The organism is Nitrospirae bacterium YQR-1 (assembly GCA_039908095.1).
GTDB lineage: Bacteria > Nitrospirota > Thermodesulfovibrionia > Thermodesulfovibrionales > Magnetobacteriaceae > Magnetomonas.
Window position 1 is genome coordinate 1 of sequence record JAMOBJ010000043.1, and the last position, 21,311, is coordinate 21,311.

Below are 21,311 nucleotides of genomic sequence, written 5' to 3' on the forward strand. Positions count from 1 at the left end.
TTTTTTCCTTAAGATTATTTATATCATCAGGAAGATTATGATTTTAACCCCAAATCGTGCTCTCTACAGTATTGCGCCTGGGTTACTCCGCTGTTACTCCATGCATTAACATGTTCACTCCAAAATTGCTGTGCTCCCTCTTTCGATTGTCTTTTTGTCTTGTTTGCCATACTGTGACACCTCTTTTTTCACACAAGTATGACACCTCTACTTATTTTTTTGAGTCAGGTAGGTCAGGGTTCTTGCGAGCCCTTTCCCCCTTAAGAACCGAACGTGCGAGTTTCCCCGCATTCGGCTCAAGCCTATTAAATGCCTTGTGAGAGACACGGCATCACCCAATAGATGAGGTAAATAAAAGGCTGCTGGTATCATATGGATTATAGTTGTGACAGACTTTGATATGTCGCCGAATAATGGTAGTGGAAGCTATTGTCAACGCAGAGGTTTTGGTGCCAAATATCCACGACATATTCCCCCTGTTTTTGAAATACTTTTTACGAATCCAATTGGACGGTTTACCATGGTGTTTACGTTTTGCCCAGTGCCACAGTGCCTTCCAAATATGGTGGTCAACAAAATTGAAGGTACTCTTGGCGGAGATATGTCTGTGGTAATTTGCCCAACCTCTGATTATGGGATTTAGCCTGATAATCAGATTCTCTGCGGTAGCCCTACGGTACTTGACTATGGTATCTCTAACTTTTGCAAGGAAAGTCTTCACATTTTTCACAGACGGTTTGATAATCAGTTTGCCGTTGTATTTACGAACATTCTGGCCGAGAAAGTCAAAGCCGTCCTTAATGTTTGTAATCCTTGTCTTTTCCTGTGAAAGTTCCAACCCCCGTTCGCTTAGGAAACTCGTGATTAACGGTTTTACGTCAGTTTCTAACGTTTCCATGCTGGATGCCGTTACAATGAAATCGTCGGATACCTCACGAAGTTTAATTTGTGTGGGTTGATGGCAATGTAACCTTTCCATATTCGTGTATCTTTGTTTCCATACCGTCGAGCGTCAGATTTGCCAGTATGGGGCTGATTATCCCGCCTTGTGGTGTTCCATTATCGGTTGCATACAGCGTATTGCCTTTCATGTATCCGCATTTCAGCCATTTGTTAAGGATTGTTTTGCTCATGGGAATGTGTTGTTTTAACCAATTGTGGTTAATATTGTCAAAGCATCCCTTAATGTCTCCTTCGAGTATCCATTGAGCCGAATTAGATTTCGATAGTACAGTGTGGCACTGTTGTATCGCATCCGCTACAGACCTTTTGGGTCTAAATCCGTATGAATTTCTGTCGGCTTTGCATTCGGCGATAGGGTCTAATGCCATGAGATACAGTGCCTGCATTGCCCTGTCTTTCATCGTCGGAATACCAAGAGGTCTTTTCTTCCCATTAGGTTTTGGGATTTCAATCCTTTTCAGTGGCTGAGCTTTATACCTTTTGCGGTTTAGAGACTTTACAGCCTGCATTTTTCTTGTTGACGTGATCCATATCTCTCCATCTACACCTGCTGTCCTTTTACCTCGATTCTCGGTAACTCGTTTAACCGTTAATGCTTTGGCGCTAAACGAATTGGTTAGTTTCCACTGTAACCGTCTTACCATACGGTGGTCTCCTTCTCGTGTTGCCTTGACAATACGTGCCTGTAACCATCTAACATTTGAGATAATCCTTTTCCAGTTTAATGTGTCCCATGGCGTTATCCCTACAGGAGATGCTTTTCGGGATGGTTTCCCATCTTTCGTCATTGTTAACTCTCTCCTCTTTGAAGTTTGGTTGTTACAAGTTTCTCGTCATAATAGACCCTGCGCAAGTCTGCACCCTTTTGGGTCGGGGCATATGCCCTTATCCTCTTCGTTACAAAGAAGCATTCGCTTTGTGCGCTTTCCTCTACCCGCTTAACCTTCAGAATCCCTTACGGTTTTCCTTGCTGTTGCACAGCGATTAGTCGGGCTTACCAAGTTCCGCTAAAATCACCTAATAACGGGTTAGCTGCTACTTTTCCACCGATGGGTTCGTTGTCCGTGTACCGCAACCATCCAAGCGGTAACCACCCATGCACCTTTTTTTGGTTCAAGCCTCTCAGCATCTTTTAGTAATTTTTCATACTCTGCAACTTTATCTTTTAAAAATAGTCCAATTCTTTGAACTCGTAGGCTTTCTGTATATCCATTAATAGTTTTCTTCATCTCATCTAAGAAATTCTTAATAAAATGTTTTGTTGATGTTTTATCCAACATTTGGTTAATAAGTGGCATATCTATTTTGGGTAGCAATGGAACTGACTTTCCTATATTCAATGCACTTCCATTAGTAATAGTTGTCCTTATATCTTCATAAATCGATTCTATTCTATTAGCTTCAAATTCCTTATATATGAGTCCAGATATATTGGAAAATAATTCAACACCGGATTATTTTAGTAACAAGACCTTATTCCTACCAATTAGGCCATGGAAAAAGCCTAATTCATGTATAACATTTTGTCTAGCTCTATCTTCACCATCATCAGATGTAAGTAAAACCAAAGCAAAATCACAATCTCTTCCATATTTTTCGAGTTTTTCTATTATTGTTAAGCCATCATCAGGTTGCTCGGCAAGTATTACTGGAGTTAAGCTTAATTTGTTGGCTATAAAATCTTTTAACTTTAATTTTACAGTATCATTGTGACCGTGGCTAACAAATATCTTCATAATATATACCTCATAAGCTATGAAATATTTGAATTCGTTTCAATGAATATATTCAACAACATAAATGGAATAAATCTCATCCTCTTTTAAATTTATACAATTGATAGCATTCTGTCAAGTCAAGTGTTAAGGTTGTTTGCCTTTTGTCATCTTTATACATTTTTTGTCAGGTAGGTCAGGGCTCTCACGAAACCTTTCCCCCTTAAGAACCGTACATGAGAGTTTCCCCTCATACGGCTCAAGCCTATTAAATGCCTGTTTAAGGACACGGCTTCACACCTTCATTAAGGCTTTGGATTGAATAACAGGACTCATATGGATTGAAGTTCTGTTTCACTTTTATGTGTCGTACTATTTTTGTTTTGGTTGCTAAAAGTAGTTACGTGAGTTTTGTGCCGAATACCCGGTCCCTACTCCCTTTTCTCGTGAAATACTTGCTTTTAATCCATGCAGAGGATTTGTTATTTTATGGTTGTTTTTCTTTGCTTTTGCAGAATCGTTTTTGTTTGATTCTGTAGAATTATCTGATTGTTTGGCTTTTTGAATCTCAAGCCATTTACGGTTTAGCTCTGAATATCTCTTGCCTTTCTCATCCGGATGAAGGTAATCTGTTTTAATTGCAATTATCCAAAAATGTAACTTGTTTTTTATTATGGCATCCCTTGCTGAATTAACCACGCCAAAGACATCCGAGCCGGAATAGTCCTTTGTGCTTGACTGGACACCGTCAGTAACAATAATTCTTGTATTATGCATGGTAAAATTATCATGTTTAAATATATCAGCTAAGCGGGTTTCAACATCTTTATACTCTTTTAAATCCAGCATTGAATCAAGATTACCCGCCTTTTTAGGATCGCTTACGCCTTTACCTACTTTTGAAACATATGTTTCTTTTATATTATTTTTACTGAGATTGAATAAAAGATAATTTCTTTTAAGGAATTTCACAAGATTTGATTTTTCGGGTTCGTGTGCAACATAACCCTTAACAGGAATAGATACATCCCAATAAATAATAGCAGTTTTGTTTGTCATAGGGGCGTTTTTCGATACTTTTGATGAATTGTCTGTTTGTGTGTATGATTTCTTATTTTGTTGGTAATAACCTTAAACCTTGAAAGTAAATCTTTATCATATGCTGCCGGATATGTAAAAACAATTTTATATAAAAAATTTATTCCTGAAAATAATGCAGGGATTAGAACATAAAGATTAGAGTTCATTAGTAATGTTTACAGGGCAAGGCTTAAGCCATTTATGTTATCCTAAGCACAAATTTGTTGATGGTAAAAAAACCTTAAACACAAAAGCTTGCAAGGAGTTTATACAGTATGACTGCTAATTTAAAAAGAACAGCCGTAGTCGTTTTGTTTTTTGTCTTTACGATTATACTCTATAAATATACGCTCAATGAGCCGTACCATTTCGATTCGGTTCTTTACTTGCAAAGCGTTGACGTCTTTAAGGAATCGTCACGCTTTGAGTGTTTTTTCGGCGCCCGATGCTTAAGTTCTTATATCTTAATTCCCCTTTCCGTCTTTATAGGCTCTAAAACCCTCCCGGTCACTACCGCTCTTACCGCCCTGCTCGCTCTGCTCTTTTATTACCTATGGATAAAAAAACTTTTTGGTTTCAATGAGGGCTTTCAGGCCGCTGCACTTTTTTTCTTTACACCGGCGTGCATCATAACCGTCACTCATCTCAAGGAAGATTTCACCGCTTTTGTGTTTCTCTTTGCCGCTTTTCTCACTGCCTCTAAAGATAAACCTGTGTTTATGCGCCCCCTGTCAGGGCTGCTCTTTGGCCTTGCCCTCGTTTCCAAGGATATGCCGTTTATTTTTTTCCCTTTTTATCTTGCTTACCTCTACATTACGAGTGCTACATTCCAACAGTCTTATATGAAACTACTTTCTAAACAAAACCTGATTGCAGGCGGCGGAAATATCCTGATTGCCCTGTCTCTTTCTATGATTGTATCGTTTGCCATTGACAAACACCACTTCTTAAATCTTTTTAATAAGACCGCATCCCCTTATGACGGTCAGTTTATGGGTGTTTTCTCTCAAATGCTTCCTGTGGGGCTGGCATCATGGAAACACGGAGTCGGGGAGTTTCTCTTTGTCTTACAATTTATATCCGTTGCCGCCCCATTCTTAGCTGAAACTAAAAAAGAAAAACTCATCTATGCCCTCTTTTGTATCCAGTTTATCGCCCTGTCCGTGTTTATTTCCAATCTCACCGTTGTTAAGTACCGGCACTACGTGTGGACATCGTTTCTGTGCCTCCCGCCTATGCTCTTTACCATAAGGACACTGCTTCTGAATTTTAAACTTAACGAAAAAATCACGGCTGCCACCATGTACACAGTCTTTGGAATAACTGCAATTTCACTTTTTTTGTCAACACTGCCCGTACTTGACTTCCACAGCCGATATAACCCCGTTTCATATATTTACAAAAACTCCGGCATCGATAAAAATAACTCCATAGTGCTTGGCGTTGACCAATGCGTGTTTGCACGCCATTTTAGTGGCCTCACCTGCGCCGTACACCCTATTGACCCGTCTGAGAAAGAGGCTCTTGCATTTGCTGAGGAGGTTAATAAGTATCTGGATGAGGGTAAAAACGTCTATATCCTACCTGATTTTTTCTCATACGACAGACACAGAAACATGGAAAAACTGTTTGCCCCGAAATTCCGGTATGCCGCCGGTAAGACCGTCCTCTACAGCGATTTCCACTACATGGAGTACGGCTACAGCCTTAACCAATATATGGACAAGCTCAGCCGCACTTATTCCGTAAAAACCGGCACCCCCTGCGAGGCCCCTTACAGTAAAACTGCATCTGAGACTTTTTACGACGAAAAGGGCTCGCCGCTCCCCTTTGATATATACTTCTATAACGTGTTTTGCAAAGGTTTTTCAACTTCCCATAAGGTGTTTGTTTATAAGGACAGGGCTATCCCCGATTTAGGGGTTCAATCCATTATGAAAGTTCAAAAACCCGGATAACATGTCTGTCAAATAGCTTTCATAAAATATTTTTTCTTTTTTTAACACCGGGAATATTATAATGTTTGACAATTTGATTGAAATGTTATAACGTATTAAATAATATAGGTTTTTAATATGAAAAGAGCATGGAACTAAAAGAACGCTCAGGGCTGGGCTGTAACGGTTATTAAGGATAACGATAGTGATTGAGGAGTTTAGGAAACAAGGAGGTGCCTGATGGCGCAGGGGATTGGTGCATTGCCTGAAGTACTGAAGGTAGGCACTAACGAGATGGAGTTGGTTGTCTTTAAAATGTTTACAAGCCGCGAAAGTGGTGAAACGGAAACAAGGATATATGGCGTAAATGTTGCTAAGGTGCGGGAAATTATTCCTATGCCTACATTAACCACAGTGCCGGATACACCCAATTATGCCGATTCGATGGCCGAGGTCAGAGGCGAGGTGATTCCCATAATAGACTTGGGACGCTGGATGAAACTAAAAATGCCTGATATTGAAATCCGCCCCAAGGTGATTGTCCTTGAAATGCTCGGTACAACTGTGGGAATGATAGTTCATGATGTTGAGAGAATCCGGCGAATTAAGTGGGATATGATAAAACCCCCTCCTTCTCTGTTACAGTCCAAACACGGCGGGAAGATAACCGGAGTTACAAAGATAGATGAGGGTGAGGGACTTCTTCTAATACTTGACCTCGAAAGCGTTATCACTGACATCGGAGCCTTGATACCAAAGCCAGGCATATCCATGGACGATGTCAGAAGGACGGATAAGAAAAAACTAACCGGCAACGTCTTAATTGTTGATGATTCATCGGTAGCCAGACGAATTTTAAAAGATACTCTTGAAAACATCGGGTTAACCATAATGGAGGCGGTAGATGGCAAACAGGCACTCAGCCTTCTTTCTGATTTTCAGAAAAAAATTGGAGACCAGCCGATAGAGAGTTTTATCAACCTCATAATCTCCGATGTTGAGATGCCTGAAATGGATGGGCTTACCTTTACAAAAAACGTCAAGTCCAACCCGCTGTTACAGAAAATCCCGATAATCGTAAACACATCCTTAAGCGGAGCCGAGAACAAGGAAAAGGCCAAAGTGGTTGGAGCTGAGGGCTATCTCATAAAGTTTGATGTTGCAAATCTAATATCGGAAGTCTCACGGTTTTTCAAATACTGACAGATGAGAAAAGGACCCTTAATTGAAAAAGACAGTTTTACCCTGATTGGAAAGGAAATGAAAAAGGAATTTGACAGTTTTCATCTGCCCATAGTGAAACGGATAATTCATGCCACCGGTGATTTTCAGTTTGAAGATACGATCCTGTTCCACCCTGATGCAGTAAAAAGCGCCGTGGCGGCAATCAGGCGCGGGATGGACATAGTGGTTGATGTTAAAATGGTTGAAGCCGGAATAAACAAAAAAGCCCTCGGTAAATTCGGCGGTAAGGTCATATGTAGGATTTCCGATGAGGAGGTTGAGCAGACCGCCTTAAAGTTGTCCCTGACAAGGGCTGAGGCCGCCATGGAGATGATTCTTTCAGGCGGGGTGAATTCAAATATCGGCATAATTGCCGTGGGTAATGCCCCCACGGCCCTGTTAAAAGCTATGGAAATTATAGATACCGTGAGGTTCACACCGGCTCTTGTTGTCGGCGTGCCGGTTGGTTTTGTAAAGGCTGAGGAATCAAAGGATATGCTCTCTAAAAAAAGCTACCCTTTTATCACCTGTCTGGGCAGAAAGGGCGGCTCACCGGTTGCCGCCGCTATCTTAAACGCTATAATTATTCTTGCCGGTGAAAAATAATTTTTCATTAACTTACATACAAACCACTTTGGAGGAGTAAGGTCATATGGACAGAAGAGATTTTATTAAATTTGGCGCAGCGGCGGTGTTGGGTTTTTGTGCTTCAATACCTAAACTGGTTTTTGCCGATAAAGACTTTGAAGCTGAAGTAAAAAAACTTATTGAAGGAAACGAGAGGTTTATCAAGGGAGAGTTTAAACATCGGGATTCGAGTGCCGCTAAGCTTGGTGAACTTTCCAAAGGGCAACATCCTTTTGCGGTGGTGGTATCGTGTTCGGATTCAAGGGTTGACCCGGAAATTGTGTTTGATAAGGACCTTGGTGAAATATTTGTAGTGCGCACTGCCGGCAACGTGGTGGACAAAATAGCACTAGGTAGTATTGAATATGCTGTTGAACACCTGCACAGCCCAATTGTAGTGGTTGTGGGGCATGAGAGCTGCGGGGCGGTAAAGGCTACCCTTGAGGCAAAGGGTAAAGTACACGGCAACATTGGTGCTATTGTGGATAAAATCGTTCCTGCGGCTGCATCTGCCAGGAAAAAAACAAAAGCCGGTGAGGATGTCCTCTACAACGCAATTATCGAAAATATCAAACTTGTAACTAAGGAAATTTCCACTAAAAGCCCGATTATCGCCAAGGAGCTTAAAGAGGGAAAGGTTAACGTTCTGGGCGCATATTATTCTATCTCAACAGGAAAAGTCACAAGGGTTTAGCCCCCTGTGATGGTGGTGGGAATCATAGGCGTCCACATAGGGCGTAAAGGTGATGGTATGCCTGCATTGAATGCATATGGGCGGGGCGCTACAGTGTCCCCTTGGTTGAGGGAACACCTTTAATGCGCTTGTCTATGCAGAGCGCCTGACTCAACGCCCTGCCAAAGGCCTTAAATATGGATTCATATATGTGGTGGGCATCCCTGCCATAATGCAGACGCACGTGGAGATTAAACAGTCCGTGATTACTTAGCCCCCGGAAGAAATCCTCAAACAGGGATACCTGAAAATCCCTCAGTGTGGCATCCCCTGCGTTTACATTATAAACTAGATACGGCCTCCCGCTGAGATCAATAATAACCTCCGAGAGGCTTTCATCCATCGGCACCGCAGCGCTGCCAAATCTGCGTATCCCCTCTTTGGTTCCCAGCGCTTTTGTCAGAGCACTTCCAATGGTTATCCCCACATCTTCCATCAGATGGTGATAGTCCACTTCAATGTCCCCCGTTGCCGACACTGTTAAATCAAACAGGCCGTGTTTGCCCATAATATCCAGCATGTGGTTTAAAAACGGTATCTGTGTGTTTATGGAGTTTACCCCATTTCCGTCAAGGATGATTTCCACGGTTATATCGGTCTCTTTTGTTTTTCTTTCCACTTTTGCAGTTCTCAATTTTGCTCCTCTTTTATATCCGCTGTTATGGATATAATCAACTTAGTATTTTAGTGTTTAAAATCTTTTCCATACTCTCTAAAAACAGGGCGTTTTCCTCAGGAGCACCAACCGTTACTCGTAAAGTATCCTCAAGGGCGGGTATGGAGGCGTGAAAACTCTTCACTAACACACCCTCGTCTAAGAGTTTACCGTATAGGTCATAGCCTTTCATATTTAAAGGTTTCATTAAAAAGAAATTAGAATCTGAGGGGTAAACCCGCAGTGCGTCAAATCCGCTAAGCCGTTGAGTGAGGCGAATCCTCTCAGAAACTATAGTTTGTATATTTTCAGAAAGTATCTGTTTTTTTTCAGACAACAGATAAATTGCCAGTGACTGAGACAAAGTGTTGACATTATAGGGAAGCCTCAGTTTATTGATTTCCCTTATAATACCCTCAGGGCCTAAAACAAACCCCAGCCTTAACGCTGCAAACCCAATTTTACTCAGCGTTTTCATAACAACAAGATTCTCATATTTATTGATGAAGGGTACAAAAGAAAGTTTTTCAGAAAACGGCTGATACGCCTCATCAACTACCACCACACCTGTTGACTCCTTAATAATCCGGTGGATTTTTTCAACTGAAAAAGCATTGCCTGTGGGGTTGTTTGGAGAGCTTATGAATATAATCCGGGGGTTTTGCTCTCTTATCGTCTTAACAACAGCATCAAGGTCCAAATCAAATCCGTCATCAAGGGCAACAGGCAAAGTAAGCTGGGAAAGTGCCTCTGCAATTATTCCGTACATTACAAAGGTTGGTGTTGGGTATAACACAGGGCCGCCTGTTGCTCCGATTAAATAGTATATGAGTTCATCAGAGCCGTTACCGTGAAGAATCTGCTCGGGTGCAACATCCCACATTGTTGAGACAAGTGCCCTCAGCTCCTTTGCCTCAGGGTCAGGGTACTTATTGGTTTTGATAAGTTTAACAGCCTCAGGGCCGATATCAAAACCAAAGGGGCTTTCATTGGCATCCAGTTTAACCCTGCAAGGGACGTCCTTAACCTCATAGGCACGGAGTTTCAGCACATCAGGCTTAATCAGGCTGTGCGACATTGCTTTACGGAATTACCTTATTTAGGGGGTATTCCACAATCCCTGTGGCGCCGCTTTTTTTGAGTTGCGGAATAAGCTCCCGAACTGTGTTTTCCTCTACAATGACCTCTATTGCCAGCCAACCGGAATCGGATAGTTGAGACACGGTTGGGGAGTGGAGTGCCGGAAGCACATTTAGTACGTCCTTAAGATTCTGCTCCTGTATGTTCATCTTAAGGCCCACTCTCTCCTCAGCCGCAAGGGCGCCCTTAAGAAGCATAACCATATTTTCTATTTTTTGCCGTTTCCACGGGTCATCCCATGCTTTTTTGTTGGCTATGAAGCGGGTGGTGGAGACAAGCACGGTTTCTACAATTCTCAGATTATTTGCCCTTAGAGACGAGCCGGTTTCGGTAAGTTCCACTATCGCATCGGCCAGTTGAGGGGGTTTAACCTCAGTGGCTCCCCATGAAAAATCAACCTCTGCCTCTATGCTGCGCTCTGCAAGGTAACGCTTAGTGAAACCGACAAGCTCAGTGGCTATACGCTTGCCGTTTAAATCGGCCGCACAATTAATGCCGGAATTATTCGGCACGGCAATCACCCAGCGCACCGGCCTAAGCCCCTCCTTGGCATAATTCAACTCGGCCACCTCATAAACGTCCGCCCCCTGCTCCAGTATCCAGTCATACCCTGTCAGCCCGCAGTCCAGAATCCCCTTTTCCACATACCTTGCCATCTCCTGCGCTCTTATCAACATAGCCTCTATTTCAGGGTCGTTTATTGAGGGGTAGTATGACCGTGAAGACACACTTGCATGATACCCCGCTTTTCTGAATAACTTGAATGTTGATTCCTGAAGGCTGCCCTTAGGCATTCCCAGCTTTATTGCTTGTTTTTGTTCCGTCATAAAAGATTTCCCTTCCAAAAAGATTAATTTATATAATATAATTATACATCTGCAAGATAGATTTTGTTAAAAAAAATTTTTAGTTTGATGGAAAAATACTTTGACGCAAGAAAATAAAGACAATTTTAATGATGATGAATTATTACCATACTACAGAATAGCTAATTTTTTAGTGGCTTTTAAAGCACAGAAACCTGTAACAGCAGAAAACATTTATAATGAGGCAAGCAAGCTCATCCCCGGCCATCTTTCAACAACAACGAATGATACAGATTTCATTGTCAATGCCACCAAAGATGAGCAGGAAAATAAAAAAACATATAACAGTCTTTGTTATGTTTTTATAAAAACAATCTTAAGTGTTGACAACTGGAAAATTACTTATGCCGGGCTGGAATATTTTCTTGAAGATAATGTTTTTGGAATTTCAACTGTTCAACTTAGTAAACCGTTTCCCTCAGATATTTCAAACAGAGCCGCCCTCACTGCTGAAAAAAATAACTGTAAGATTCACTTTTTTTTTAATCATTGCACTAAGGAACGTAAAGAATTAGAATTAGTTGTCAAAAACAATAGCAATAATTTTAAAGAAATATGTGTGCTTGTATTTGAAAATCAAGACGACATGACTGAGCAAAGGCAAAAAAATTATGATTATCCGGTGTTTTTTACATGTTTTGAAAAACTAAGAGAAAAATGCGCTGAAATTAACGAAGAACAATATCTGAAACTCTGCTCCCCATATAACGAAATATATCATAACGCTCCCACCGGCATTGCTTCTGTAAAAGCAGAAATTCTTGACAATATCCCTGTTGGAGAAAATACAGGAGAGGCAAATCATTATAAACTTAAATTCAGAGCACCACAATTACCACAAATAATTCCCGGACAGTTTATTATGATTAATACCTCTTCCGCCACTAAACAGTACAAACCGGTAACAACCCAATTAAACCTTAACCCTGAGGCATACCTGAAAAGACCTTTCGGCATACACAGGGCATATTACCCGGGGTTTAACCACGATTATCTCAGACATATCAGTCTGCCGCCGGCACTTTCCACAGCACTGTACACCGTGTTTCCAAAAGAGTTTGACATATTTTATAAGGTGCTCAAATACGGCACGGGTACTGCTGAGATGAAAAGACTCAGCAGTGGTGACGTCATTGAAATTCTCGGGCCCCTTGGAAAGCGCTTTGAACTAAGAGCTTTAAGAGGAAAGGGGATTGAAGAGGTGCATGTTATCGGAGGCGGGGCAGGCATGGCCCCCATGATTTTTATGGTTCAGGCCTTGCGTTTTTTTGCTTTCAGGATTAAGGCATTTATCGGTATCGAGAGTTTTGATATGCTTAATCACAGGGATGATTCTTTTACCGAAAATCCTCAAAACGTCAACCTCTATGTTGATGATTTAAAAGCGGCAGGCGTCTCTGATGCGGATATTTTTGTTTCATGCGATTTGCAAAGTGACCTCAAAGGTGTTATACCTGAGGAAAACTACCACAAGGGATTCGTAAGTGCTCAGTATGCGGAGTATTTGACCAAAAAACAAGATTTAAAAAAAATAATGGCTTTTACATGCGGCCCTACGGCTATGATGCACCATGTTGCCAAAATCACTAAGGAGCACGGGATTGAGCTGAGGGTTCTGATGGAAAGACGTATGGGGTGCGGGATAGGCGTCTGCTTTTCCTGCGTATGTGAAACCACAGACGGCAATAACCCGTTTTCACGCGTTTGTGTTGACGGGCCGATTTACGAGGCAGGGGAAATATTATGGGAAACAAGAAGTTAGAAGTTGCAATAAGTAAGTTACAAATGAGGACGCCGATTATGACGGCCTCGGGAACATCCGGCTCAAGTGATGAAATTACAAAGCTCTCAGGGAAAAACGAAATTGTCCAATCCCTCGGTGCCTTTGTAACCAAAGGCGTAACCCTGAAACCACGCCATGGCAATTCCGGTATCAGACTGGCGGAGATTCAATCCGGCAAAGGTATTATTAACTCAATCGGTATTCAAAATAAAGGCGCTAAGTCTTTTCTTGAAAATGATTTGCCACGGCTGGTGCAATATCAACTGCCTGTTGTGGTTAATATCTCGGCGGATTCCATTGATGAATTCGGGGAGCTTGCCGCATATTTGACGGAAAACGATGTGAATAAAATAATCACAGGGCTCGAAATTAACATATCATGCCCAAATATTAATGAGGGCGGTATTATTTTCGGCGTTAACCCTAAAATGGTTGAAAAAGTTGTGGCGGCAGTAAAAAAAAGCGTTGGAGACAGGGTTGTGATTATTACCAAGCTTACACCAAATGTTACAGATATAACTGAACCGGCTAAGGCCGCAATTGCCGGAGGTACTGATTCTTTATCCATGATCAACACCATGCGGGCGGTGGCTATAGACATTGAAAGCAGAAGGCCGCTTTTAGGAAATATCATAGGCGGACTTTCAGGACCGGCTGTTAAACCGGTAGGTGTTTTTATGGTGTATGAGTGCTTCAGAAAAATTCAGGAGTGCCGCAATAAGAAGATTCCTGTTGTCGGAATTGGAGGAATTTCCACATGGCGGGACGCTTTGGAATACATTATGGCAGGAGCTACGGCAGTGGGGATTGGTACAGCATGGTTTGTCAATAACAACGTCTTTTGCGAGGTTAAAAATGGACTGGTTAACTACACGGAAGAAAACAATATAACTATAAGTGCACTGACAGGAATAAGCCATGAGACATAAAAATTAAATATTTTCCGTCTTCGCCCGCCATAACCCCTCCTTCTTCAAATAGAGCATACTATGGACTATCTCTTTTGGACACTTTCACTTTGCTGAAATCCGGACATTTTCACTTTGCTACTATAAAATTAAAAAAAACAGTTGACTTATTTATTTTAAATATGGTAGGTTACGCACGATTAAAAAAAACGTCTATTATTAATCAAAATAAAGGAGGTGAATTAATTGAAGAAAGTAATTACGATAGTGATGGTATTTGCAATGCTCTTATCGGCAGCAGCTCTTTTTGCAGGTGACAAGGTAGTTGGCACCGTAAAGGCAATAGACAAAAAGGGTGAGGGCGTGATGGACATTACCGTAACTGATGAGAAAGCCGGTAAGGACGTCGTTGTTAACTGCAATAAGGACTGTGATGTGAAAGCCGGAGCGGATGCAGTCGGCGCAAAAGTTACCATCGAAACAAAAGCCAAGGGTAAAGTCGTAAGAAAAGCAGTAGCAGGTTGCTAATACATTAATTTTTAACGGAAAGACGGGAAAAACCCGTCTTTCCGTTTTACATCCCGCCCTCTCTCCAATAAGGCCACAGGAGCTTATTCCTTTTTTATCCACACGATTCGATAAAGAGCCTAAAAAATCTTATTCCAATGTTAACAATCAAGGCAATAAATTTTTATATGAAGTTTTTTAATAATATTTGCATTTCTTGTTTTAAATGTGTTAACCTGCTTTATAATGTGTAATTTTGACACGGACAGTGAAACAGGGATTGATAAAAGTTTGTTCTTTTATAAAATTCGGAGGACTATGTGATGATAAAAAACACAACGTTTTTTTGCAGGAAAGTTTATATATTTTTAGTATTAGCAGCCATTTTAACATTCCTTGGCGTATCTGAGTCTTATGGTGCGCAACCGGTAGGAACAATAACCCAGCTTGAGGGTATTGGGGAAATATTAAGAGGCGGCAATCTGCCTGCTGTTGCTGCAAAAACGGCAGACCCCGTTTATGAAAAAGACGTGATCCGGACTAAAAGCCGTTCTAAGATAGTGATAACATTTGTCGATGAAAGTGTTTTAACATTGGCGCCAAACACAAGGATAGACATAAGCGAGTATTCCAGTGATAAGGAAAAACCCAAAACAGTAATAAATATGCCCAGAGGTACGGTGCGCGCAATAGTGTCAAAGAGCATATCGAAGCGGCTTGCCGCCACAGGCGGTACAGAGCATTTTGAAGTGCACACGCCTAACGCTGTTGCCGGCGTCAGAGGAACAGACTTTAAAAGTATCTTTATGGATGGAGTCGGCTCTGTTTTTCAGGTTATGGAAGGTAACATAGGGGTTAGCAGCAAGGAAATGTTTGGGAGGCAGGAGTTGTTAGTAGGCCCGGGTCAACAGGTTACGGTGCCGATAGGGAAGGAACCATTACCACCTACACCTCTTACCGACAAAGACAAACAAGGCTATGGCATACATAGCTCAGGCGGCGGCTCTCAACAAGGCTCCCAGCAGGCTCTTTCTAATGTAGCCAACGAATTTGCTCAGGGTAATGCAGACACATTTCAGCAACAGCAACAGCAGCAGACAACGAACAATCTATTTACACAAACAAATTTAGATTTTACAACAGACACAACCAATCAGGCTGATGTTAATGTTCCTTTAACGGATACACAATCAGGGGTCTTATCAACATCAACTACAACAACAAGCGTAACGGCTAAGACTACCACCTCAGCCTTGATAACTACCACTACAGCAGCAACAACCACCACTGCCGGGGTGACAACTACGACTTCCGGGACAACTACGACTGCCGGTGCAACTACGACTGCCGGTACAACCACCACATCCGATACAACAACTACTACAGCACTGGAGCCTCCACCTCCAACCACCACTACTGCAGTAGTAACAACTACAACAGCGGTTGTATCAACCACCACTACTGCATCAACCACCTTTCAATTGACAAGCAATTTAGGAACTACGGAGTCAGGCTTTACCGGCTCATCAAGCTCTGATGCATCCAGCTATTTTACCGGTGTGCTCAGTGCCACATATAAACAAACTGGAACTATGTACACACCATTTTCATTCACCGCCTCCGGCAACTATCTGGCATCGGACACTTCCACATATCCACTGTGGTACACAAACGTAAGCGGGTCATTTTCAAGTACCAATACCATTTACACCGTATCAGGGTATATGGGTGGAATCAAGGGTAGTTCTACAGACAGTTCTCTTTTGTATGCAAATTTTGCAGGAATTTATAGTGATTTATATGGTACTCCGGTAGGTGTGCTGCTTTCGTATGCGGAGAGCTCAACCATTGGAAGCGTTACCGGTAACTTTAGTTCTACATTAGATACATGGAGTGCCAGCGGTTCGCTTATTGCGATAGATTTGGATTACACAAAAGGAAGTTATGGCAATTCATTTTATACCGGATATGTTCCTGTGGGCACAACTTCCTATTTAGGAGAGGAAACTAGTAATGCAGGTTATTACCTTCTTACACTTTCAAGGTCAGATGGTGTCTATTACGGCAAAAGTATTTCTGCATATGCTGATACAACCGGTAGTACCTACCTATATTTTGGAAGGTTGCTGGGAAAAGAGGGGACAGGCAGCGGCTCTACTGCAATTGAATATATAGATGTCGGGTTGTATTTGTCGGTAAGCCAGTTTTTAAACCTTGCCTGCGGCGGTGATACGGCCGGTTCTTCCGGGTGTTCGACCACAACAGCTAACACAGTGCTCTCCACTCTGAATATACCGTCTGTGGAGATAGGAAGGACATCTCTAAGCGGTACCCTCACCTTGGGTAGTGATTATGTCAACATGTACATGAGTAACGTTGTGTTTTTTGCATCATCATCAGGAAGCTCTCCTGCGATCTTTACAATCGGAAGCATATCCGGTTCATATTCATTTGGTACCTCCCTCAATACTACTAATATAACCAACAGTACAAATGAGTTGACACTGGCTGATTCATCAAGTAGTTTATACATGTATTTGCATTTTAACCAGTGGAGCGGCAATGCCTGGACAGCGACCATAGGACCGTCTTTTAACCGTCTTGACACTAACTCCGGTGGATACCTTACCGGCTCAACATGGAGTGGCAATGTTAATCTTTCAGGTGCGGCGGGGGGGGCTTATACAGGCTTAACAAGCGGCAGCCTAAGCGGCAACGGTGCGGGTATTGTAACTATACCGTCGGGCACATCCACCGTTCCATTTAATCACTTACCTATAATCCGGTAAAATATAATGAACCTTTGTAAAAAGGGTTTTATTAGTATGGGCTTTTCTCCTCAACTCACTGGGAAGCTGTGTTCGTTATGGCAGAGAAAAATGCTACAGCTGCCATAATGAAATCCTGCCCTTGCCGCCTGCGTTATACTTTTGACTGCTACTTGGTATGACTGCAACTTGGTATTAGCCTGAAATTACCTTAATCATTAGGTACTGCTGGTATTCAGATTGATAAAAATCTACAGAAGTAGTATTATACGATAACAAAATGAATGCACCCTCAGATAAAAAAGACAATGATTCAGAAGTCCAACCCGATGCTGTAAGTGTTGTTGCAAGGAACTACCTTTTTATTTTTATAGCTCGCATACTTAGAATCGGCACAGGGCTGCTCTTACTTTTTGGGCTTGCCAGGGTACTAACTGTAGGGGATTTCGGTAACTTTGTCTTTGTGGTAAACCTTGCGGCAAGTGTGATGAGCATAGCCTTCTACGGAGTGGGGCAGGCCCTTGTCAGGGAAGTTTCACAAAATAAGGGGAAAGCCTCACTGTTTATTGCAATAGCCATGAAGGTTAGGGTGTATCTCGCTGTGGCCTCATTTGCCGCTTTAATCGGTTTTGCCTGGGTTATGAAAGTAGATAACCTGATTTTGCTGGCTCTTATTGTTTCCGCCGTTGCTGAAATTTTCAGGGCCTTTTCAGACCTCTCGAAAGATGTTTTCAGAGCGTTTGAGAAAATGCACTATGAAATGTTTCTTACAACAGTTTATTCTGCTGTACTGCTTGCAGCCGTAGTGGTTGCTGTTTATTTCAAGAGTGGATTTATGCCGGTTATTTTAGCAATCTTAGTGGCACAGGTCGTACAATTTATTTTAAGCATGCGGATTATGGTAAGAAAATTTGCAGTGCCGGCTAAAGCAGTGCCGATGGATGCCCTCATTGTGTTTCTCAAAGATGCCTTCACCCTTGGGCTTGGCGTGCTGTTTGTACAAATCATCGGAAGGCTGCCGGCACTGTTTTTAAAATACTTCAAAGGGGCGGAAGAGGTTGCTTTTTTTGAAACCTCTCACGGTATTATTATTCAGACACTGGTTCTTAGCGAGGTACTGATGACAGTGTTTTTACCGAGGTTTTCCATTATGGCCGCTTTGCAGGATAAGGAGAGAATCAAAGATGTCGGAAGTAAACTGCTAAAGGTACTCCTTGTGTTTTCTCTGAATGTTTCAATTGTATTTTTTGTCTTTTCTAAGGAAACTATGGGGTTGCTCTATGGACAGAAGTATGAAACATCATGGATGGTTTTAAGGATTCTTGCTTACTCTGTAGTGTTTTTGTTTTTGGCTAATTTTGCCCATCTATTTTTTATTTCCTTAAAGATGCAAAGGCAGTTTATATTTTGTAATTTAATTTCTCTTATACTTATAGCCATATCGCTTGCCGTGTTGGTTCCGTTGTATGGATACAGGGGGGCGGCGGTTGCATCCGTCACTGCTTATTTTTCAAATTTTCTTGTCTCCCTCTTTGTACTAAACCGCTCTGTGCTAAAACTTCCCGTTGCTGTTTTAATAAAAGCTCTTGCCTATTCCGCTGTTTCGGTCTTTGCAGGACTTATGCTTAAAGACTATAATATATACCTTGCAGCGGCAGTGTCTGAAGTAATTTTTTTAGGATTAGCCGTTTGGGGAGGTATTTTTGAAAAGGATGAAAAGATATATATAGCTGATATACTTGGGAGGTTAAAACCGCATGAAAGGAGATTTCAGCCGTGAACCGTAAAGTTGAAATTGTAAAGGATATATTCAGGTTTATTTACTATTACCCGTTTAGGTATCTGGTGGGGGTGCTTCCGTTTACACTGTCATACCTGATGATTAAAACCCTTGGCGGCATAGGCTTTAACTTTGCAAAAAAGAAGGAGTTTGCTTACTCTCTGGAGGCAAGGAGACTCTTTCCTGACAAAGGAGATGATGAAATCCGCAGCATTGCCAAACAAACACTGCTGAATTTTCTGCAAAATGAAATAGAAACACTGATGTTTCCTAAAATCAACAAAGACAACATAGATTGGTTTATAGAGTACGCTGGGCTTGAAAATCTTGATGAGGCTTTAAAGCAGCAAAGAGGAGTCATTTTGCTTTTTGCACACTTCGGGGCAAACCAGATGGTGATGCCTGCAATAGGGTACAAGGGATACAAGATGAGCCAGTTGGGAGCCCCTGCCACCGTCTGGACGGAAAAGGAGCAAGTGTCATATATAAAAAAGAAAAACATGGAAATTAAGTGGCGGCATGAGCAGACCCTTCCGGTGACACATATAAATGTGTTTGGTTCTCTGAAGGAGGCGTTTCTGTGTTTAAAGAGAAACGAAATCCTCGGGGTGGCCATTGACGGAGGGGGGGGGAAGGAGTGGGTGGAGGTAGAGTTTTTCGGAAAAAGGGCGCTTTATTCAACCGGCGCTATTGATATTGCTCTCAGAACACAGGCTGTAATACTGCCCACCTTTATGGTTAGAAAACCAGACAGCCGCCACACGATGATCATAGAAAAACCGCTTATCTGCCCTGAGGGCGCAGATAAACTGCAAACTATAAAAAACTATACAGCTTCTTTTGTTGAAGCTTTACAGTCTTACGTGGTAAAATATCCGTGGCATTACATATACTATCTGGCATGGCGCAACATGATAGCCCTCAAGGGCGATGATGTGCCGTACTTTAAGGATTGATTCTTTTTGAGATGTGCCAACTAAACTAAACAGAGGGGTTACACTGTGAGAGTACTACTAATCAGGCCGCCATATACAAGATTAAAGGGGGTAGGGCAATCGCCGTACTTTCCGCTGGGACTTGGCTACATTGCAGCGGTATTAAGGGATAACGGACATGAGGCGGCTATATATCATGCCGAAAATCCTAAAAGTAAAGACGAGTGTGTCCTGCCGGATGCTGATATTACTTTTAATTTTCGCTCCAAAAGTTACCACAGATACCTTGAGAGTTTAAAAGACGACAATCACTTTGTTTGGGCTGAGGTGCGGCAGACCCTCAGGGATTATAAACCTGACCTTGTAGGCATATCGCTGCTGTCCGTAGAGGTCGGTTCATCACTAAAGGTAAGCCGTCTTGTAAAAGAGTATAATCCGGACTGTCATGTTCTTTGGGGCGGACTGCATCCGAGCTTTTTGACTGATGAGAGCCTGAAATTGCCTGAGGTTGATTTTGTAATACGAGGGGAGGGGGAGTACTCCTCTGTTGAGTTGTGTAAGGCAATTACAGAGCGCACTCCTTTAAGTCAGGTGGAGAGCCTTTCTTTTAAGGAAAATGGGAAAATAATTCATAATCCGGTACGCAGAGCTATTGAAAATGTGGATAATATACCCTTTCCGGCACGGGAGCTGGTGCTGTATCCTGAAACATTTGATTTTAAATCATTAGGGAGCATGATTGTTTCCAGAGGCTGTCCGTTTAGATGTACATTTTGCTCCTCAAGAAATTTCTGGGATAAGAAGGTACGCATGAGAAGCCCTGAAAATGTTATTAAGGAGATACGTCTGCTTAAGGAAACCTACGGTACAAATTTTATTATGTTCTGGGATGATTCCTTTACAATAAACAGGAAAGTCATAGAAAAGTACTGCAACTCTCTTATAGATTCCAAAGTAAACGTCAGTTGGAAGACAGCCACACGGGCGGATTTGATAGATGAGCCGCTTTTGGATTTAATGGTAAAGTCAGGATGCGTGAAACTTGAAATCGGTGTGGAAAGCGGAAGCGAAAGAATAAAAAAAATCATCTCCAAAGATGTTTCAAACGAGCAGATAAAAAAGGCGTTTTCGCTAATCTCAAAAAAAGGAATAGGAGTCGGCGGCTTTTTCATGGCAGGCTTCCCTGACGAAACACTTGAGGACCTTGAGGATACCTTTAATCTTATGAAAGAACTTAAGGCCGGTGAGCTTGCCTTTAATATCTTTGACCCTATGCCGGGAAGCACGGAATACGATAAGTGTATCGCTGAGGGACTTGTTGCAAAGGACCCTGATTGGACTAATTTCCTTTTTTGGCCGGACGCCTATTATGTCAAAAACATAAAGAGGGAGGAGTTTGACAATTACGTCAACATGATAGCCAAATGGCTCTACGATTACAACAACAAGTTTACAACAAAACTTAAGCGGAGCAAACACCTAATCTACTATATGCTTAAAAATGATCCTGTATTTTTAGTTAATAAAGTTTTTAAGTATCTGACAAGACGTAAAAGGGTTCATGCCGCAGGTTCTTCCTGAAAAAGGCAGATACCGCTGTCAGCCCTGATAAGTAGTGTCTAATTGCAAAAATAATAGATATTTCAAATAATTCTGATTAATTTTTTAAAAGAGGAGATTACCACGTCGC

At 41.9% G+C, this 21,311-nt stretch carries 19 protein-coding genes; 11 read left to right on the forward strand and 8 right to left on the reverse strand.

The window, feature by feature from the left end; all coding sequences use genetic code 11:
• Positions 1–331: 331 nt before the first annotated feature.
• The 5 genes from H7844_14750 to H7844_14770 all read right to left on the reverse strand — a co-directional run bounded on the left by H7844_14750 (position 332) and on the right by H7844_14770 (position 3,737).
• Positions 332–979 carry a hypothetical protein gene (locus H7844_14750; protein MEO5358537.1) on the reverse strand — a complete coding sequence of 216 codons (648 nt, stop codon included), beginning with the start codon at positions 977–979 and terminating at the stop codon, positions 332–334.
• Positions 942–1,751, reverse strand: a complete 810-nt coding sequence (locus tag H7844_14755; protein MEO5358538.1) for a reverse transcriptase domain-containing protein — start codon at positions 1,749–1,751, stop codon at positions 942–944. Before H7844_14755 ends, H7844_14750 begins: the two co-directional genes overlap by 38 nt.
• 240 nt (positions 1,752–1,991) lie before the next feature.
• The gene (locus tag H7844_14760; protein MEO5358539.1) at positions 1,992–2,303 is read right to left on the reverse strand and encodes a hypothetical protein; all 312 of its coding nucleotides are present in this window, start codon (positions 2,301–2,303) and stop codon (positions 1,992–1,994) included.
• Positions 2,304–2,417: 114 nt separating this feature from the next.
• The gene (locus H7844_14765) at positions 2,418–2,699 is read right to left on the reverse strand and encodes a nucleotide-binding protein (GenBank protein ID MEO5358540.1); all 282 of its coding nucleotides are present in this window, start codon (positions 2,697–2,699) and stop codon (positions 2,418–2,420) included.
• Between the two features lie 369 nt (positions 2,700–3,068).
• Positions 3,069–3,737 carry a hypothetical protein gene (locus H7844_14770; GenBank protein ID MEO5358541.1) on the reverse strand — a complete coding sequence of 223 codons (669 nt, stop codon included), beginning with the start codon at positions 3,735–3,737 and terminating at the stop codon, positions 3,069–3,071.
• A gap of 296 nt (positions 3,738–4,033) precedes the next feature.
• Between H7844_14770 and H7844_14775 the strand changes: the two genes are divergently transcribed.
• The 4 genes from H7844_14775 (at position 4,034) to H7844_14790 (ending at position 8,240) form a co-directional block, all read left to right on the forward strand.
• Positions 4,034–5,716, forward strand: a complete 1,683-nt coding sequence (locus H7844_14775; GenBank protein MEO5358542.1) for a hypothetical protein — start codon at positions 4,034–4,036, stop codon at positions 5,714–5,716.
• A 219-nt stretch (positions 5,717–5,935) separates the two neighbouring features.
• Positions 5,936–6,898, forward strand: coding sequence for a chemotaxis protein (locus H7844_14780; protein MEO5358543.1), 963 nt, complete (start codon positions 5,936–5,938; stop codon positions 6,896–6,898).
• A gap of 3 nt (positions 6,899–6,901) precedes the next feature.
• Positions 6,902–7,525 (forward strand): precorrin-8X methylmutase, encoded by a 624-nt coding sequence (locus H7844_14785; protein MEO5358544.1) that lies wholly within the window; start codon positions 6,902–6,904, stop codon positions 7,523–7,525.
• A 46-nt stretch (positions 7,526–7,571) separates the two neighbouring features.
• Complete coding sequence (locus tag H7844_14790) at positions 7,572–8,240, forward strand: carbonic anhydrase (protein ID MEO5358545.1); 669 nt, start codon at positions 7,572–7,574, stop codon at positions 8,238–8,240.
• A gap of 88 nt (positions 8,241–8,328) precedes the next feature.
• On the opposite strand, the gene hisB is transcribed toward H7844_14790, so the two are convergent.
• From hisB to hisG, 3 genes are read right to left on the reverse strand one after another with little or no spacing between them, the layout of a single operon-like run.
• Positions 8,329–8,913 carry an imidazoleglycerol-phosphate dehydratase HisB gene (hisB, locus tag H7844_14795; GenBank protein MEO5358546.1) on the reverse strand — a complete coding sequence of 195 codons (585 nt, stop codon included), beginning with the start codon at positions 8,911–8,913 and terminating at the stop codon, positions 8,329–8,331.
• A gap of 37 nt (positions 8,914–8,950) precedes the next feature.
• Positions 8,951–10,012 carry a histidinol-phosphate transaminase gene (gene hisC / locus H7844_14800; GenBank protein MEO5358547.1) on the reverse strand — a complete coding sequence of 354 codons (1,062 nt, stop codon included), beginning with the start codon at positions 10,010–10,012 and terminating at the stop codon, positions 8,951–8,953.
• Between the two features lie 4 nt (positions 10,013–10,016).
• Positions 10,017–10,901 carry an ATP phosphoribosyltransferase gene (hisG, locus tag H7844_14805; protein ID MEO5358548.1) on the reverse strand — a complete coding sequence of 295 codons (885 nt, stop codon included), beginning with the start codon at positions 10,899–10,901 and terminating at the stop codon, positions 10,017–10,019.
• Positions 10,902–11,001: 100 nt separating this feature from the next.
• Here hisG and H7844_14810 point away from each other — a divergent pair, with 100 nt between their 5' ends.
• The 7 genes from H7844_14810 to H7844_14840 all read left to right on the forward strand — a co-directional run bounded on the left by H7844_14810 (position 11,002) and on the right by H7844_14840 (position 21,202).
• Positions 11,002–12,702: a hypothetical protein gene (locus tag H7844_14810; GenBank protein MEO5358549.1), complete on the forward strand. Its 1,701-nt coding sequence runs from the start codon at positions 11,002–11,004 to the stop codon at positions 12,700–12,702.
• Entirely contained in the window at positions 12,684–13,652 is a 969-nt protein-coding gene (locus H7844_14815; GenBank protein MEO5358550.1) for a dihydroorotate dehydrogenase, read from the forward strand. The genes H7844_14810 and H7844_14815 overlap by 19 nt, the downstream gene beginning before the upstream one ends.
• Before the next feature lie 225 nt (positions 13,653–13,877).
• Entirely contained in the window at positions 13,878–14,159 is a 282-nt protein-coding gene (locus H7844_14820; protein MEO5358551.1) for a hypothetical protein, read from the forward strand.
• 302 nt (positions 14,160–14,461) lie between these two features.
• Positions 14,462–16,927, forward strand: a complete 2,466-nt coding sequence (locus H7844_14825; protein ID MEO5358552.1) for a FecR family protein — start codon at positions 14,462–14,464, stop codon at positions 16,925–16,927.
• Positions 16,928–17,186: 259 nt separating this feature from the next.
• Positions 17,187–18,686, forward strand: coding sequence for a flippase (locus tag H7844_14830; protein MEO5358553.1), 1,500 nt, complete (start codon positions 17,187–17,189; stop codon positions 18,684–18,686).
• Complete coding sequence (locus tag H7844_14835; protein ID MEO5358554.1) at positions 18,683–19,642, forward strand: lysophospholipid acyltransferase family protein; 960 nt, start codon at positions 18,683–18,685, stop codon at positions 19,640–19,642. The genes H7844_14830 and H7844_14835 overlap by 4 nt, the downstream gene beginning before the upstream one ends.
• Positions 19,643–19,687: 45 nt before the next feature.
• Positions 19,688–21,202: a B12-binding domain-containing radical SAM protein gene (locus H7844_14840; protein ID MEO5358555.1), complete on the forward strand. Its 1,515-nt coding sequence runs from the start codon at positions 19,688–19,690 to the stop codon at positions 21,200–21,202.
• Positions 21,203–21,311: the final 109 nt, after the last annotated feature.